This is a genomic window from Xanthomonas sp. CFBP 8445, assembly GCF_025666235.1.
Classification (GTDB): Bacteria; Pseudomonadota; Gammaproteobacteria; order Xanthomonadales; family Xanthomonadaceae; genus Xanthomonas_A; species Xanthomonas_A indica.
The window spans coordinates 3440803-3456493 of the sequence record NZ_CP102594.1 but is presented as its reverse complement, the minus strand read 5'-3'; the positions used below and the strand labels follow the sequence as shown (position 1 = coordinate 3456493).

At 70.5% G+C, this 15691-nt stretch carries 12 protein-coding genes; 9 read left to right on the top strand and 3 right to left on the bottom strand.

Annotated features, from left to right (window positions below):
* Nucleotides 1-81: 81 nt before the first annotated feature.
* From ffh to rplS, 8 genes are all read left to right on the top strand, one after another.
* Complete coding sequence (gene ffh, locus NUG21_RS14685) at nucleotides 82-1461, top strand: signal recognition particle protein (RefSeq protein ID WP_160947675.1); 1380 nt, start codon at nucleotides 82-84, stop codon at nucleotides 1459-1461.
* A 91-nt stretch (nucleotides 1462-1552) separates the two neighbouring features.
* A complete protein-coding gene (locus NUG21_RS14680; protein ID WP_242082184.1) occupies nucleotides 1553-2350 on the top strand; it encodes a DUF2314 domain-containing protein in 798 nt (265 codons plus the stop codon).
* A gap of 1 nt (nucleotide 2351) precedes the next feature.
* Nucleotides 2352-3440: an NAD(P)H-dependent flavin oxidoreductase gene (locus tag NUG21_RS14675; RefSeq protein ID WP_263391258.1), complete on the top strand. Its 1089-nt coding sequence runs from the start codon at nucleotides 2352-2354 to the stop codon at nucleotides 3438-3440.
* The gene (locus tag NUG21_RS14670; protein WP_263391257.1) at nucleotides 3437-4237 is read left to right on the top strand and encodes an aminotransferase class IV; all 801 of its coding nucleotides are present in this window, start codon (nucleotides 3437-3439) and stop codon (nucleotides 4235-4237) included. The genes NUG21_RS14675 and NUG21_RS14670 overlap by 4 nt, the downstream gene beginning before the upstream one ends.
* Before the next feature lie 172 nt (nucleotides 4238-4409).
* Entirely contained in the window at nucleotides 4410-4670 is a 261-nt protein-coding gene (gene rpsP / locus NUG21_RS14665) for a 30S ribosomal protein S16 (RefSeq protein ID WP_010342240.1), read from the top strand.
* Nucleotides 4671-4713: 43 nt separating this feature from the next.
* Entirely contained in the window at nucleotides 4714-5226 is a 513-nt protein-coding gene (rimM, locus tag NUG21_RS14660; protein ID WP_019797759.1) for a ribosome maturation factor RimM, read from the top strand.
* Nucleotides 5227-5300: 74 nt separating this feature from the next.
* Complete coding sequence (trmD, locus tag NUG21_RS14655; protein ID WP_263391256.1) at nucleotides 5301-6083, top strand: tRNA (guanosine(37)-N1)-methyltransferase TrmD; 783 nt, start codon at nucleotides 5301-5303, stop codon at nucleotides 6081-6083.
* 131 nt (nucleotides 6084-6214) lie between these two features.
* Nucleotides 6215-6631 carry a 50S ribosomal protein L19 gene (gene rplS, locus NUG21_RS14650; protein WP_010342237.1) on the top strand — a complete coding sequence of 139 codons (417 nt, stop codon included), beginning with the start codon at nucleotides 6215-6217 and terminating at the stop codon, nucleotides 6629-6631.
* A gap of 296 nt (nucleotides 6632-6927) precedes the next feature.
* Here rplS and NUG21_RS14645 read toward each other — a convergent pair whose 3' ends face one another.
* Nucleotides 6928-8388 (bottom strand): MATE family efflux transporter, encoded by a 1461-nt coding sequence (locus NUG21_RS14645; protein ID WP_263391255.1) that lies wholly within the window; start codon nucleotides 8386-8388, stop codon nucleotides 6928-6930.
* 532 nt (nucleotides 8389-8920) lie between these two features.
* On the opposite strand from NUG21_RS14645, the gene NUG21_RS14640 reads away from it, so the two are divergent.
* Nucleotides 8921-9328 (top strand): Hsp15 family ribosome-associated heat shock protein, encoded by a 408-nt coding sequence (locus NUG21_RS14640; RefSeq protein ID WP_160947682.1) that lies wholly within the window; start codon nucleotides 8921-8923, stop codon nucleotides 9326-9328.
* Nucleotides 9329-9763: 435 nt separating this feature from the next.
* Here NUG21_RS14640 and katG read toward each other — a convergent pair whose 3' ends face one another.
* Nucleotides 9764-12013, bottom strand: a complete 2250-nt coding sequence (gene katG, locus NUG21_RS14635) for a catalase/peroxidase HPI (protein ID WP_263391254.1) — start codon at nucleotides 12011-12013, stop codon at nucleotides 9764-9766.
* Between the two features lie 297 nt (nucleotides 12014-12310).
* Complete coding sequence (locus tag NUG21_RS14630) at nucleotides 12311-15619, bottom strand: AAA family ATPase (RefSeq protein ID WP_263391253.1); 3309 nt, start codon at nucleotides 15617-15619, stop codon at nucleotides 12311-12313.
* Nucleotides 15620-15691 lie beyond the last annotated feature (72 nt).

The window sequence follows — 15691 nt, the reverse complement described above, 5'->3', positions numbered from 1 at the left end:
GGCCGCCGTGACGGCCGCGGCAGGGATCGGCGGCGCGCCCGGCTATAATCGACGGCCGTTTCCCGTTCGCGACCCGCCCGCATGTTCGAATCCCTCACCCAACGCCTCTCCGGCACCATGCAGCGCCTGCGCGGCCGCGGTCGCCTGACCGAGGAGAACATCCGCGAAGCCACCCGCGAAGTGCGCATCGCGCTGCTCGAGGCCGACGTCGCCCTGCCGGTGGTGCAGGCGCTGATCGAGCGCATCAAGGTGCGCGCGGTCGGCCAGGAAGTGCTCAAGAGCCTGACCCCGGGCCAAGCGCTGATCAAGGTCGTGCGCGACGAGCTGACCGCGGTGATGGGCTCGGCCGCCAGCGACCTCAACCTCAACGTGCCGGCGCCGGCGATCGTGCTGATGGCCGGCCTGCAGGGCGCGGGCAAGACCACCACGGTCGGCAAGCTGGCCAAGCACCTGAAGGAAAAGCGCAAGAAGAAGGTGATGGTGGTGTCGGCCGACGTGTACCGTCCGGCCGCGATCGAGCAGCTCAAGACCCTGGCCGAGCAGGTCGGGGTGCTGTTCTTCCCGTCCGAGGCCTCGCAGAAGCCGGTGGACATCGTCCGCGCCGCCATCGCCGACGCGCGCAAGTCCTTCGTCGACGTGCTGCTGGTGGATACCGCGGGCCGCCTGGCGATCGACGCGGCGATGATGGAGGAGATCAAGGCGCTGCACGCGGCGATCACCCCGGCCGAGACCCTGTTCGTGGTCGACGCGATGACCGGCCAGGACGCGGCCAACACCGCCAAGGCCTTCAGCGAGGCGCTGCCGTTGACCGGCGTGGTGCTGACCAAGACCGACGGCGACGCCCGTGGCGGCGCCGCGCTGAGCGTGCGCTACATCACCGGCAAGCCGATCAAGTTCATCGGCGTCGGCGAGAAGCCCGACGGCCTGGACGTGTTCCACCCCGATCGCCTGGCCAGCCGCATCCTCGACATGGGCGACGTGCTGTCGCTGGTCGAGCAGGTCGAGCACCAGGTCGACAAGGACAAGGCGCAGAAGCTGGCCGAGAAGGTCGCCAAGGGCAAGAAATTCGACCTCAACGACATGCGCGACCAGCTCGAGCAGATGCAGAACATGGGCGGCCTGTCCGGGCTGATGGACAAGCTGCCGGGCATGGGCCAGATCCCCGACCATCTCAAGCAGCAGGTCGCCGGCAACAAGGACGTGCCGCGGATGATCGCCATCATCGGTTCGATGACCAAGAAGGAGCGGCGCAACCCGGGCTTGCTCAACGGCTCGCGCCGCGCGCGCATCGCCCGCGGCTCCGGTACCCAGCCGGCCGACGTCAACAAGCTGATGAAGCAGTATCAGCAGATGGAAAAGATGATGAGCAAGATGGCCGGCGGCGGCATGAAGGGCCTGATGCGCGGCATGAAGGGCATGCTCGGCGGCATGGGCGGTCGCGGCGGCCTGCCGTTCCGCTGAGCGCGTCCGTCGGGCGAGCCGCGCGAGGCATTACCTGGACGGCGGCGTTGCCGTCGGACCGTGGATTTTTTTTGAAAGGGACATCACTGCGATGAGCGAACATTCGATGTATTTCACCGGCGACGAGGACGCCGCGATGCAGGCGGCCTACATCGCCGCGCGCGGGACGTTCAAGTTCTTCTGGCGCGAACTGTCCTGGGAGTACCGGCGTATCGTGCCGGGGCTGGAAATGGCGGCGGTGAAGTTCGCATTCGCGACCGATGCCGGCGATCCCGAGGCGCCGCCGTTCGAACACATGTGGGTCGGCGACGTGCAGTTCGATGGCGAGACCGTCTCCGGCACGCTGCTCAACGATCCGCACGACATCGCGTCGCTGCAGGCCGGAGCCGAGGTGACATTGCCGTTCGCCGAACTGGAGGACTGGATGTACGTGATCGGCGGCAAGGTCTATGGCGGCTACACCATCGACGCGCAGCGGCGCGAGATGGCGGCCGACGAGCGCGCAGAACACGACGCGGCCTGGGGACTGGAATTCGGTCCGCCCGGGCAGGTGCAGCTGGTGCCGTCGCCAGCGCAGGCGACGGACGACAGCGCCGCCGCCGACGCGGCTGCCGAACTGTCGCTGCGCGAGCACCCGATGAGCGAGAACATCGCGCCGCGCATCGACGAGAATCTGCGCAGCCACCCCGAGGCGGTGCATGCGCGTGACGGGCAGGGCTGGACGCTGTTGCAGCGCGACGCGCTGGCCGGCAACTACCAGCCGGTGGCGTTGCTGCTGCAGCATGGCGCCGACCCGTCGCTGCGCACGCCGCAGGGACGGACGGCGCTGGAGCTGGCGCAGCACATGGGCTGGCCGCGCATCGTGCAGTTGTTGCAGCAGGCCGGCTGAGATGGCGCCGTCGCCACGCCCGGGATCAGCGGCGCAGGCGCGGGCGCTGCAGTTCTGCGAGCGCTTCGGCCTGCGCCTGCCGATCCTGCTCAGCCCCATGGCCGGCGCCTGCCCGGTGCCGCTGTCGGCCGCGGTCGCCGCGGCCGGCGGCATGGGCGCGATGGGCGCGGTGCTGTCCGCGCCGCAGGACATCGGAGCGTGGATGGACGCGTTCCGCGCCGCCGGTGGTGGGCCGGCGCAAGTCAACCTGTGGGCGCCGGATCCGCCGCCCGTGCGCGACGCCGCCGCCGAGGCCGAAGTGCGCGCCTTTCTCGCTGCCTGGGGGCCGCCGGTCGAGGCCGCCGCCGGCGATGCGGCGCCGGCTGATTTCGACGCCCAGTTCGAGGCCTTGCTCGCAGCGCGCCCGGCGGTGGCCTCCTCGATCATGGGCCTGTTCCGGCCGGACCAGGTGCAGCGCCTGCAGCAGGCGGGGATCGCCTGGTTCGCCTGCGCCACCACCCTGGACGAGGCGCTGGCCGCGCAGGCCGCCGGCGCCGATGCGGTGGTCGCGCAGGGCGCCGAGGCCGGCGGCCACCGTGGCGCCTTCGCCGCAGACCGTGCCGAGCGGCAGCTGACCGGGCTGTTCGCGCTGCTGCCGCGGCTGGCCGATCGCCTGCAGATCCCGGTGATCGCTGCCGGCGGCATCGGCGACGGCCGCGGCATCGCCGCCGCGCTGGCCCTGGGCGCGAGCGCGGTGCAGATCGGCACCGCCTTCCTGCGTACCCCCGAGGCAGCGCTGGCGCCGGCCTGGGCGGCCGCGTTGGCCCAGGCCGAACCCGAGCAGACCACGCTGACCCGCGCCTTCTCCGGGCGCCTGGGCCGGGCGCTGGTCACCGACTACGTGCGTGCCGCCGCCGCGCCGGACGCACCGCCGCCGCGGCCGTACCCGGTACAGCGAGGGCTGACCGCGCCGATGCGCCAGGCCGCGCAGCGCGCCGACCGCCTCGCAGCAATGCAGGCCTGGGCGGGGCAGTCGGCATGGATGGCGCCGGCCGAGCCGGCCGCGGCGCTGCTGGCGCGCTGGTGGGCACAGGCGCAGGCCTTGTCGTGAACGCACAGGTTTTTCACCACGGGCAGCCTGCGCCGGCCGAGTTGCTGGCCGCGGCCGCCCTGGTGAACTATGGGCATTTCAGCACCATGCAGGTCCGCGGCGGCGGCGTACGCGGGCTCGACCTGCATCTGCAGCGGCTGCAGCAGGCCAACGCGGCGCTGTTCGGCAACGCGTTGCCGGCCGATCGCGTGTGCGACGCACTGCGGGCGGCGCTGGCCGCGTTCGGCAGTGGCGATGCGTCGCTGCGCATCACGGTGGTCGCGCCGGCCTTCTCGTTGCGCCGGGCCGCCGACGACTGCGCGGTGGAACTGCTGGTGTCGCTGGCGGAACCGGCGCAGGCCGAGGCGGCACCGCTGCGCCTGCGCAGCAGCGTGTTCGCGCGCGAGGCGCCGCAGTTCAAGCACGTCGGCACGTTCGGCGCATTCCAGCAGCGCCGCCTGGCACTGCAGGCCGGCGCCGACGATGCGCTGTTCGTCGACGCACAGGGGCAGGTGGCCGAGGGGCCGACCTGGAACCTGGGGCTGTGGGACGGCGCCTGCCTGCACTGGCCGCAGGCGCCGGCGCTGCACGGCACCCAGCAGCGGTTGCTGCAGGCGGGCCTGGCCCAGCTGGGTGTGGCGCAGCGCGAACGGCCGCTGTCGCTGCAGGAACTCGGGGCGGACGTGGCCGCCTTCACCTGCAACGCCCGCGGGCAGCAGGCGGTGGCGGCGGTGGACGGGCGCGCGCTGCGCCCGGCCGAGGAGTTGCTGGCCCTGCTGGAGCAAGCGCTGCGCACCCAGCCCTGGCAGGCGATCTAGGCGGCACAAGAGGCATCTCGCCGCCATCGGCACCGCTTCTGGCGAATCCCCAATCCCGGATCCCCAATCCCTTGCCGCGTCAGCGGCAACGACTTGGCAGCGGCGGGGACGGTGGCTATAATCGTCGGTTCACCGCGCCATCCTGGCGACTGGGCAACACCGGAAACTCACCATGGTCAAGATCCGCCTTACCCGTGGCGGCGCCAAGAAGCGCCCCTTCTACCACATCATCGTCACCGACGTGCGCAGCGCGCGCGACGGCCGCAACATCGAACGCGTCGGTTACTACAACCCGGTCGCCCAGGGCGCCGAGCCGCGCGTGGTGCTGGACCTGGCCCGCGTCGACCATTGGGTGTCCAATGGCGCGCAGCTGACCGACAAGGTGCGCAACCTGTACAAGGAAGCCACCAAGAACCAGGCCGCCGCGGCCTGATTCCGCGGGCCGCGCCGAGTGCGCGGCCCTTGCGTTTGCCCCGATGAAAGACAGCCAGCGCCGCATCCTGCTCGGTCGGGTCCTTGGCGCGTTCGGCATCCGTGGCGAGGCCAAGCTCGAGTCCTGGACCGAGCCGCGCCTCGCCATTTTCCGTTATCAGCCCTGGATCGTGCGCAAGCCCGACGGCAGCGAGAGCAGCCTCACCGGCGTGCGCGGCCGCGAATCCGGCAAGTACCTGATCGCCACGCTGCCCGAGGTCACCGACCGCGACGCGGTGGAAGCCTTGCGCGGCACCGAGATCTACGTGGCGCGCAGCAGCCTACCGCCGCCGCGTCCGGACGAGTACTACTGGGTGGACCTGGAAGGTCTGGACGTGCGCACCGTCGACGGCGTGGCCCTGGGGCGGGTCTCGCACCTGTTCTCCACCGGCGCCAACGACGTGCTGGTGGTGCGCGGCGACCGCGAGCGGCTGGTGCCGTTCGTGCAGCCGGACTACATCAAGTCGGTGGATTTCGAGGCCAACCTGGTCGTGGCCGACTGGGATCCCGAATTTTGAGCGATGCCGGCGCGTGCGCTGGCCCCGCTGTCGCTTTTGCGAATCCCCACTCCCGACTCCCCAATCTCCGCCCCATGCGCATCGACGTCATCAGCCTGTTCCCCGAGTTCGTCGCCCAGTGCGCCGGGTTCGGCGTGGTCGGGCGTGCGCAGGAGCGGGCATTGCTGGACCTGCACGGCTGGAACCCGCGCGACTACGCCAGCGGCGGCTACCGCAAGGTCGACGACCGCCCGTTCGGCGGCGGCCCCGGCATGGTGATGATGATCGAGCCGCTGCAGGCCTGCCTTGAGGCGGTGCGCGCGGCCGATCCGCAGCCGGCGCCGCTGATCTACCTGAGCCCGCAGGGGCGGCCGCTGACCCAGGCCAAGGCGCGCGAACTGGCCGCATTGCCGCGGCTGCTGCTGCTGTGCGGGCGCTACGAAGGCGTGGACGAGCGCTTCGTGGCCGCCGCGGTGGACGAGGAGATCTCAATCGGCGACTACGTGCTGTCCGGCGGCGAACTGGCCGCGGCGGTGCTGGTGGATGCGGTGACCCGGCTGCAGGAGGGTGCGCTGAACGACGCCGAATCCGCCGCCCAGGACAGTTTCGAGGGGCCGGACGGCCTGCTCGACTGCCCGCACTACACCCATCCGCGCGAACATGCGCTGGGCGAGGTGCCGGCGGTGCTGCGTTCCGGCAACCATGCCGCGATCGCGCGCTGGCGGCGCATGCAGGCCTTGGGGCGGACCTGGCTGCGGCGCCCGGAGCTGCTGGACGAGGCGGCGCTGAGTGCGGCCGACCGCCGCCTGCTGCAGGAATTCCGCCAGGAGCGGGAGGCGGCCCTGGCCGCCGAACAGGAAAATCCACCCAGGCCCTAGCCATGGCCGCCGGGCTGGGTTAAAATGCCCGGCTTTCCGGCCAGTGCGTTCCATGCTTGGCCCATCCGATATCGCGCAATCGCCGTGCGGCGACTGCCGGACCACCTCACCAGACACAAGCGGTGCCCACCATGAGCAAGCTCAACAAGACCATCCTGGCCGACTTCGAAGCCGCCCAGATCCAGCGCAAGCTGCCGGAGTTCAACCAGGGCGACACCGTCGTCGTCAACGTCAAGGTGAAGGAAGGCAACCGCGAGCGCGTGCAGGCCTACGAAGGCGTGGTGATCGGCACCAAGAACGCCGGCCTGAACTCCTCGTTCACCGTGCGCAAGATCTCGCACGGCTACGGCGTCGAGCGCGTGTTCCAGACCCACAGCGCCACCATCGACTCGGTCGAAGTGAAGCGCCGCGGCAAGGTCCGCGCCGGCAAGCTTTACTACCTGCGTGGCCTGGAAGGCAAGGCCGCCCGCATCAAGGAAGATCTGGCCGCCGCTGCGCAGGCCAAGGTCGCGCGCCAGGCCGCTGCGGCTGCCGCCAAGGCCGAGTAATCCCCGGCGACCCTCGGGTCGCTGCCGCAACGGCCGCCTTCGGGCGGCCGTTTGCGTTTGGGGGATGGCAGCATGTGCGCCGTGGCCTGTGGTGCATTCAGTCCCAGCGCTGTTTTCAACCGACGCCGCGCGCGATGCCTTCGTAGGAGCGGCTTCAGCCGCGACCAGGCATTCCCAGAACCGCTCGCCGTCGAGCGCCTGCGTCCCTCTTGACGATGGTCGGCGGCCTGGTCGCGGCTGAAGCCGCTCCTACAAATGGGGGATCCGGCGGCAAGTCATTGCCGCCGCCCAGGCGCTCAGCGCGCCGGATCCTGCGCCACCGCCACGTCGGCGACCGGTGCCGGCGGCTGCGCCGGCACTTCCGCTGGGTGCGCCACGGTTTCCGGCCGCGAGGGCGCCAGCATCCGCGCGGTGCGCCAGTTGCCCCAGCGGTAATACGCCAGCGACACCAGCATCGCGCAGGTGGCGCTGGTCGGGAAGCTCCACCACACCGCGTCCACGCCCAGCTGCGGCTGCAGCAATTGCGCGAACGGCACGCGGATGCCCCACAGCGACAGCGCCAGGATCAGCAGCGGCGGGATCACCGCGCCGGTGGCGCGGACCACGCCGGAGATCACGAAGGTGACGCCGAAGAACAGGAACGACCACACCGCGATGTGGTTGAGATGGCGCGCGATCTCCAGCGCCGCGCTGTGCGGCGGCAGGAACAGCGCCAGGGTCCAGCGGTCGAACAGGATCAACGGTGCGATCAGCGCGCCGGTCAGCAGGAAGTTGAACAGCACGCCCTTGCGCGCGGTCGCCGCGACCCGGTCCCAGCGCTGCGCGCCGACGTTCTGCGCGGCCATCGACGAACAGGCCGCGCCGATCGCCATCGCCGGCATCTGCAGGTAGGCCCACAGCTGCAGCGCCGCGCCGTAGGCGGCGGAGGTGTCGGTGCCGTAGCCGTTGACCAGCGAGATCATCACGATCATCGCCAGCGAGATCAGCACCATCTGCAGCCCCATCGGCACGCCCTTGACGATCAGCGCGCGCAGGATCGGCAGGTCGAGCCGGAACAGCCGCGCGTCGCGGCGGCCCAGCCACAGCACGTGGCGCTTGTGGCGCAGATACAGCAGCAACCCGGCCAGCGATACCGCCTGCGCGATCAAGGTGGCCCAGGCCGCCCCGGCGATGCCCAGCTTGGGGAACGGGCCCAGCCCGAACAGCAGCAGCGGGTTGAAGCCGATGTCCAGCACCACCGACAGCAGCAGGAAGCGGAACGGCGTGCGCGAATCGCCGGTGCCGCGCAGCGCCGCCGACAGGAACGCAAAGGTGTACAGCAGCGGCATCGCCAGAAAGATCACCCGCAGGTAGGCCTCGGCCAGCGGCAGCGACGCCGCCGGCGTGCCCATCGCCGCCAGCAGGTGCCGCGCCAGCCACCAGCCGCCGGCGGCGATCAGCACCGAGATGCCGATGAAGAAGGTGGCGCTGGTGCCCATCACCCGTCGCGCCTGGGCCACGTCGCCGCGGCCCATCGCCTGGCCGATCAGGATGGTGGCGGCCATGCCGATGCCGAACACCGAACCGATCAGGAAGAACATGATGCTGTTGGCGTTGGCCGCCGCGGTGAGTGCCGCTTCGCCCAGGTAGCGGCCGATCCAGACGGCATTGACCGAGCCGTTGAGCGACTGCGCGATGTTGCCGGCCAGGATCGGCAGCGAGAACAGCAACAACTGGCGGCCAATCGGGCCTTCGGTCAGCGTGGCGGGCTTTTGCATCGCGGGTCGGGATCGAGCGTGAGCCGGCCACACTAGCACCGACCGATGGCAGTGGGGCGATGGGCGAACCGCGGCCTGCAGCGTTCGTGCAGCAGGCGTGCATGGGTCGGGCCCTGGCCGCCTCATGACGCCTGGGCGCCCATGCGCGGCGGCCGGCCCTGCCCGAGTCGTGCGTGGTCATGCGCTTGCGCCGAGGGCGGGCGCGCGTTCGCCACAGATCGCGTCATGCGCTCCTTGGGCGGGCGTGGATCGACGTGCGGACCGGTGTGCGACGATCGACCTGGGCAAGCCGCGCCCGGGCGCGCCTGCAGCGTGGCCGGGTGCTGCCTGCTCTCCCATTCTTCCCCGCCAACCCATTCATCCTGCACGGACAGGTCATGGCGGGCGCCGTGCTTGTATTGACGCGACGGCATCGCCATCTGTGCGAAGAGACATGTGCGCCGCCCATGCCTTTGGTCGGCGCGATGGCTTCCGAGCCGCATCGCCCTCTGGCTGCCTGCAACCCCAACGCAAGTGGATGTCGAGCAACGCAATGAACGAATCTGTCGTGCAAGCCGCCGCGGTGCGCCTGGATGTCTGGCTGTGGGCCGCGCGCTTCTTCAAGACCCGCAGCCTGTCCAAGCAGGCGGTGGAAACCGGCAAGGTGGACGTGGCCGGGCAGCGGCCCAAGTCCTCGCGCGCGGTGCGCGTGGGCGAACAGTTGCGCGTGCAGCGCGGCGACGAGGTGTTCGAGATCCAGGTGTTGGGCCTGAGCGACACCCGCGGCCCGGCCAGCGTGGCGCAGGCGCTGTACCAGGAGAGCGAGGCCTCGCGCGAACGCCGCGCGCAACTGCGCGCGCAGCGCAGCGCCGAGCGCAACGGCTACCAGGCCCCTGACGGCAAACCCGACAAGCGCGCCCGCCGCCTGATCCGCGCGCTCGGCGACCTGGACGCGTTGTAGCCGAGCTGGTGCGTTGCCGTGGGGCTGGCCGGCGCGCATGGGGTGACGGGTGGGCTGGGGCGTGCACGCCGCCTGGGTCGTTGGTGCGGCGACGCTTTCGTAGTGCTGCGGTCGCGGCTGAAGCCGCTCCTACGGCGAGCGGACGGCACGTGGTGTGTCCCTGTGGGAGCGACGTCAGTCGCGACGAGCGCGATATGCCCGGGGTGGCCAGCAGTCGGGACTGAAGTCCCTCCACAAGTGCGATTGTGCTCAGCATGGTCGGCTAGGCCGTAGGAGCGGCGTCAGCCGCAACCCGTCAGCCGCGGAACGATCCGCTGCCGTCTCTGGCTCACGCTCGATGCACCGCGGCCGACACCGACACCGACACTGGCGACATCGACGGAAACGACAACGCCCCGGCAAACGGGGCGTTGTCGTGGAGCGAGCGGTGTGGCGTCAGGCGGCCAGGTCGAAGCGATCCAACTGCATCACCTTGGTCCAGGCGGCGACGAAGTCACGCACGAACTTCTCCTGCGCGTCGGCGCTGGCGTAGACCTCGGCCACGGCGCGCAGCACCGAATTGGAGCCGAACACCAGGTCGGCACGGGTGCCGGTCCACTTCACCGCGCCGCTGTGGCGGTCGCGGCCTTCGTAGACGTCCTTCATCTCCGAGGTCGCCTTCCACTCGGTGCGCATGTCGAGCAGGTTGGCGAAGAAGTCGTTGCTGAGCACGCCCGGGCGATTGGTGAACACGCCGTGCGCGGACTGGCCGCTGTTGGCGCCGAGCACGCGCAGGCCGCCGACCAGCACGGTCATCTCCGGCGCGGTCAGGGTCAGCAACTGCGCCTTGTCGATCAGCAGCGCCTCGGCCGACAGCGCGTAACGGCGCCTGGCGTAGTTGCGGAAGCCGTCGGCGATCGGTTCCAGCACCGCGAACGACTCCACGTCGGTCTGTTCCTGCGACGCATCCATGCGGCCCGGCACGAACGGCACGTCGACGGTCTGCCCCGCCAGCGAAGCCGCACGTTCCACCGCAGCAACGCCGCCGAGCACGATCAGGTCAGCCAGCGAGATCTTCTTGCCGCCGCGCTGCGCACCGTTGAACTGCGCCTGGATGCGCTCCAGCGTGGCCAGCACCTGTGCCAGTTGCGCCGGCTGGTTGACCTCCCAGTCCTTCTGCGGGGCCAGGCGGATGCGCGCGCCATTGGCGCCGCCGCGCATGTCCGAACCGCGGAAGGTGGACGCCGACGCCCAGGCGGTGGACACCAGTTGCGCCACGCTCAGCCCGGAGTCGAGCAGGGTCTGCTTGAGCGCGGCGATGTCCTGCGCGTCGACCAGCGGGTGGTCCACGGCCGGGATCGGGTCCTGCCACAGCAGCTCTTCGGCCGGCACGTCCGGGCCGAGGTAGCGCGCACGCGGGCCCATGTCGCGGTGGGTCAGCTTGAACCAGGCGCGGGCGAAGGCATCGGCGAACTGCTGCGGGTTCTCCAGGAAGCGACGCGAGATCTTCTCGTAGGCCGGGTCGAAGCGCAGCGCCAGGTCGGTGGTGAGCATGGTCGGCAGGTGCTTCTTCGACGGATCGTGCGCGTCCGGAATCACCGCCTCGGCGTTCTTGGCCACCCACTGGTGCGCGCCGGCCGGGCTCTTGCTCAGTTCCCAGTCGAACTTGAACAGGTGCTCGAAGAACTCGTTGGTCCACTGCGCCGGCTTGGTGGTCCAGGTGACTTCCAGGCCGCTGGTGATGGTGTCGCCGCCCTTGCCGCTGCCGAAGCTGTTGGACCAGCCCAGGCCCTGGCTCTCCAGGTCGGACGCTTCCGGCTCGGCGCCGACGTGGTCGGCCGGGCCGGCGCCATGGGTCTTGCCGAAGGTGTGGCCGCCGGCGATCAGCGCCACGGTCTCTTCGTCGTTCATGGCCATGCGGCCGAAGGTGTCGCGGATGTCCTTGGCTGCCAGCAGCGGATCGGGATTGCCGTCCGGGCCTTCCGGATTGACGTAGATCAGGCCCATCTGCACAGCGGCCAGCGGGTTCTCCAGGTCGCGGCTGTGCTGCACTTCGCTGTCGTCGTCCTTCACCAGCACGCCGTGCGCCTCGCCCACGCCCGGCGAGCCGCGCGAATAGCGTTCGTCGCCGCCCAGCCACTTGGTCTCGCGGCCCCAGTACACGTCCTGATCCGGCTCCCAGGTGTCGGCGCGGCCGCCGGCGAAGCCGAAGGTCTTGAAGCCCATCGATTCCAGCGCGACGTTGCCGGTGAGGATCAGCAGGTCGGCCCAGGAGATGGCCTGGCCGTACTTCTGCTTGATCGGCCACAGCAGGCGCCGGGCCTTGTCCAGGCTGACGTTGTCCGGCCAGCTGTTGAGCGGAGCGAAGCGCTGCTGGCCACGGCCGCCGCCGCCACGGCCGTCGCCGGTGCGGTAGGTGCCGGCGCTATGCCAGGCCATGCGCACGAACAGCGGGCCGTAGTGGCCGAAGTCGGCCGGCCACCAGTCCTGCGAATCGGTCATCAGTGCGTGCAGGTCGCGCTTGAGCGCGTCGAGATCGAGTTGCTTGAACGCCTTGGCGTAATCGAACTGCGGATCCAGCGGATTGGAGCGGGCCGAATGCTGGTTGAGCAGGTCCACGCGCAACTGCTTGGGCCACCAGTCGCGGTTGCTGGTGCCGCTGCCGCTGGCAGCCTGGTGGAACGGGCATTTCGATTCGCTGGTCATGGGAGGCTGCCTTGATCTGGAGGAACGATATGGGGTGGCGCGACGCCGCGATCATACGGCGGCGGTACGGTGAAACTGGAGACACGATAGGCGGAAGCGGCGATCTATAGAATTCGAATTCTTCTAATCAATCGATAGTTACTGGCTATTGCTTTGATGGCAATGCGGTAACGCGCGCGTGGTCGTCGACGGCCGCCGAGCGACGGGCCGCGTTCCGGTTGCGTGGGGGGGGACCTTTTTGGCACGGGGTACGCCGCGCCTGCCGTCTCGCACCGGGCGCAGCGGTGCCTGCAGCGCTCAGGCGATCGGCATCACGTCGAAATCGCCGCCCAGGACCCGCTCCAGCCGACCGCTACGCCAGCCGCGCACGCTGTCGCGTACCAGCGGCGACGGCGCGATCCGGTAGCGCCGGCACACCCGCAACTCGTCCTCGGCCTGTGCGGGGCGCCGTGGCTGTCCGGCCACGTCGGCAGCGACCCGGACCTGGACGGCGAGGCGGCGCAAGGGCGGTTCGTCGGCGTCCTGTTCCTGCACGTGCAGGCCGCTCTCCATTTCCAGCAGGTCCAGCGCGCCGAAGCCGCCGATGGCCAGCCACGCGTGGCCCTGTTCCGGATCCTGTCGCAGCACGTCCACGCGCATGTTGCGCTGTTCGGCCCAGGCCAGATACATCTGCAGCACGCGCTGCCACCACTGGCGCGCATCGGCGCCGTGGCGGTGCAGTTCGCTGGCGCCGATGCGCAGGTCCAGCAGCGCATCCTGCGCGCGCTGGTCCTGCAGCGCATCGCAGGCCAGTCGCAGCAGCCACAGCAATTGCGCCAGGCGTCCGACGAACCCGCCATCGGACTGTGCCGCCTGCAGCCGCGCGCGCATGCGCACCGCGCTGTTCAGGGCGCTGTCGATGCGGTCGCGGCGTTCGATGCGGTCCAGCACCTGGAAACGCCCCGGCTGCGACCAGAAATCGCGTTCGCCCATGCTGGCAAAATCGGCATCGCGCGCCTGCTGCCAGGCGTCGCTGGCCTGCAGTGCCTGCAGTGCGCTCAGCGCGGCATCCATCCGCGCCAGCGCTGCCTCGTCGGCCACGGGCGCATACACGATGTCGCGCAGGTCCAGCGGCGCGTCCGCGCGTCCCGCCGCCGATGGCGCCGGCGCCGCGGCGGGCGCGTCCGGGGCGATGAAACGGACGTCCAGGCGATCGCCGGCGCCGCGCACGAACAGGAACTGGTCCCCCTCCGGCGCGGTCTGCTCGACGATGCTGCGCGCCAGGGGGGCGAGCAGATGCTGCTCGATCGCACGCCGCAGCGGCCGCGCGCCCAGGTCCGGGGTGAAGCCGCGGTCGAGCAGGAACTCGATCGCCGACGGTTCCCATTCCACCGCCCAGGCGCGATTGCGCAGGCCGCGCCGGGTCAGCGTGCGATCCAGTTCCTTGTGCAGGATCTCGCGCATCAGCGCGCGGTCCAGCGGGTTGAACAGCACCAGACGATCGAGCCGGTTCACGAACTCGCGGCGGAACGTCTCGTACACCGCCTTTTCCACCGCTCTGCGCGAGTAGCCGCCGGCCACCGTGGCGAAGCCGGGGCCGGCGGCGCGGGCGAGCGTGGCGCCGACGTTGCTGGTGAGGATGATGATGCTGTGGCGGAAGTCCGCGGTATTGCCGTTGCGGTCGCTCAGGCGGGCGTCGTCGAAGACCTGCAGGAACAGGTCCCAGACCTTGGGGTGGGCCTTCTCGAACTCGTCCAGCAACACCACCGAGAACGGTTGTTCGCGGATGCGCGCGATCAGCGTGCGTTGCCCGGCGCTGTCGTCGCCGGTCAGCCGGTACAACGCGTCCTCGCCCTGGAACTCGCTCATGTCCAGGCGCAGCAGGCGCTCGGGGGTGCCGAACAGGAGTTCGCCCAGCGCCTTGGCCAGCTCGGTCTTGCCGGTGCCGGTCGGGCCGGCGAACAGGAACACGCCGATCGGACGACGGCTGTCGATCAGGCCGGCCTTGAGCATGGCGATGCGGTCGAGCAGGGTCTCCACCGCCTCGTCCTGGCCGAGCACGCGCTGGCGGAAGAAGTGGCGCAGCGCATCCAGATCCAGTCGCTGGCGATCGTCGATCACGTCCAGCGGCAGGCCGCTGCGCCGCGACACGGCCTGCAGCAGGGCTTCGTCGTCCAGCGGCAGGCGCGGCGCCTCGGCGCTGGTGGCCGCCTGCAGGGTTTCCTCCAACAACCGCAGCAGCCGACCCGGCTCGTGCTGCTCGGGGAAATACTGCGCGGCCATGCGCTCGGCCTCGGCGAGGGTGTGCGCGTCGATCACTTCCGCCTGCAGCGTCTGCTGCTGCGCCTGCGCCCACTGCGCACCGATCTGGGCCAGTGCGGCGGGTGCCGCCGGCGCCAGCGTCACCACCTCGAAGCGCGACCGCGTCGTCGGCCGTGCCACCTGCAGCTGTGCCAGCTGTTGTGGCGTGATCTCGCCGATCAGGCGCAATTCGCCGCGCTCCAGCGCCGGCATCACCAGGTCGAGGATGCCCCTCGGGTCGCGTGCATGCGCGCCCTTGTGTAGCAGGTCGTAGAAGTCCGGCGCGCGCCACAGCGCGCGCTCGCGGTGCAGGACCGCCAGCATTTCGCGGATGCGGCCCTCCAGCTCGCCGATGTAGCTCTGCCCGGCGAGGATCTCTGCCGCGGTCGCCTCGAACACCCGCCAGCCTTCTGCCAGCAGGCGTTCGCTCAGCAGGTCGATCAGCACGCTCTTGCCCACGCCGTGTTTGCCGACCAGCAGCACCGGTTGCGGCGGGACGGCCGTCACCAGGTCGTAGGCGCGCTGCAGCGCTGCGTCCAGCGTGGGGTGCGGCAAGCGCAGGCGCGGCGGCACCGCGGCCACGACGCGGCCGAAACCGCCCAGCACCCGCTGCTCCCGGCGCTGCGCGCGCGCCTCCTGCAGGCGCTGCAGAAAGGGTTCCAGCACCGGCTCCTTGAACCGGCCGAGGATCTCGCCCAGCTTGGCCAATGCGGCATCGTCCAGGCCGTCGACATCCACCGCCCGGTCCGCCGGCGCCTTGCTCGCGGCCCAGTGCAGGTAAGCGCGCAGGCGCTGCCGGAACGGAACGAAGTCCCACCACCAGTCGCGCGCCTGCCGCAGCAGCACGTGCAGGTGGTCGGCATCCGGTTGCGCCTGCAGGTAGTCGAGCACGAAGTTGAGCGGATACGAGCCCAGGTGCGGCAACAGTTCCAGCACCGGGTCGAGGTCGCTGTCACGACGGCGCTGCAACGCCACGGCTGCCATCGACGGCAATGCCCAGCCGGGGCTGCCGAGCGCCTCGATCACGGCCTGGTCGGAGAACGCCGGACCGGCCAGCAGCGCGGCACCTTGCTCGAACTGCGCGACCCGCGCCAGGTCGGCGGGACTGTGGATCTGGTCGTCCAGCGCTTCCACCTGCTGGCGCAGGCGCTGCACCTGCTGTTCGGGCGTGTCGGCGAGGTCGGCGTCCTGCGCATCGGATGGGACGCTGCCTGCCGGGGCGGGATCGGGCGGGGCGGCCGAAGTCCGCGGCGAACGCGCATGCCCGACCACGCGCGACAGCACCGCGCCCACCACGGCGCCGATGACGAACACCAAGATCTCCATGCGGCGCTCCTCAGGACCTGTCGGTGTGGGCGCGGCAGGCCGCGGGCGGGGTGCTTGGCCGGCGTGTCGACA

Coding starts and splice junctions, on each gene's coding strand:
- NUG21_RS14645 (WP_263391255.1), bottom strand. CDS start 8,388: ATGCAAAAGCCCGCCACGCTGACCGAAGGCCCGATTGGCCGCCAGTTG.
- ffh (WP_160947675.1), top strand. CDS start 82: ATGTTCGAATCCCTCACCCAACGCCTCTCCGGCACCATGCAGCGCCTG.
- NUG21_RS14640 (WP_160947682.1), top strand. CDS start 8,921: ATGAACGAATCTGTCGTGCAAGCCGCCGCGGTGCGCCTGGATGTCTGG.
- NUG21_RS14630 (WP_263391253.1), bottom strand. CDS start 15,619: ATGGAGATCTTGGTGTTCGTCATCGGCGCCGTGGTGGGCGCGGTGCTG.
- trmD (WP_263391256.1), top strand. CDS start 5,301: ATGCGCATCGACGTCATCAGCCTGTTCCCCGAGTTCGTCGCCCAGTGC.
- rplS (WP_010342237.1), top strand. CDS start 6,215: ATGAGCAAGCTCAACAAGACCATCCTGGCCGACTTCGAAGCCGCCCAG.
- NUG21_RS14675 (WP_263391258.1), top strand. CDS start 2,352: ATGGCGCCGTCGCCACGCCCGGGATCAGCGGCGCAGGCGCGGGCGCTG.
- katG (WP_263391254.1), bottom strand. CDS start 12,013: ATGACCAGCGAATCGAAATGCCCGTTCCACCAGGCTGCCAGCGGCAGC.
- rpsP (WP_010342240.1), top strand. CDS start 4,410: ATGGTCAAGATCCGCCTTACCCGTGGCGGCGCCAAGAAGCGCCCCTTC.
- NUG21_RS14680 (WP_242082184.1), top strand. CDS start 1,553: ATGAGCGAACATTCGATGTATTTCACCGGCGACGAGGACGCCGCGATG.
- rimM (WP_019797759.1), top strand. CDS start 4,714: ATGAAAGACAGCCAGCGCCGCATCCTGCTCGGTCGGGTCCTTGGCGCG.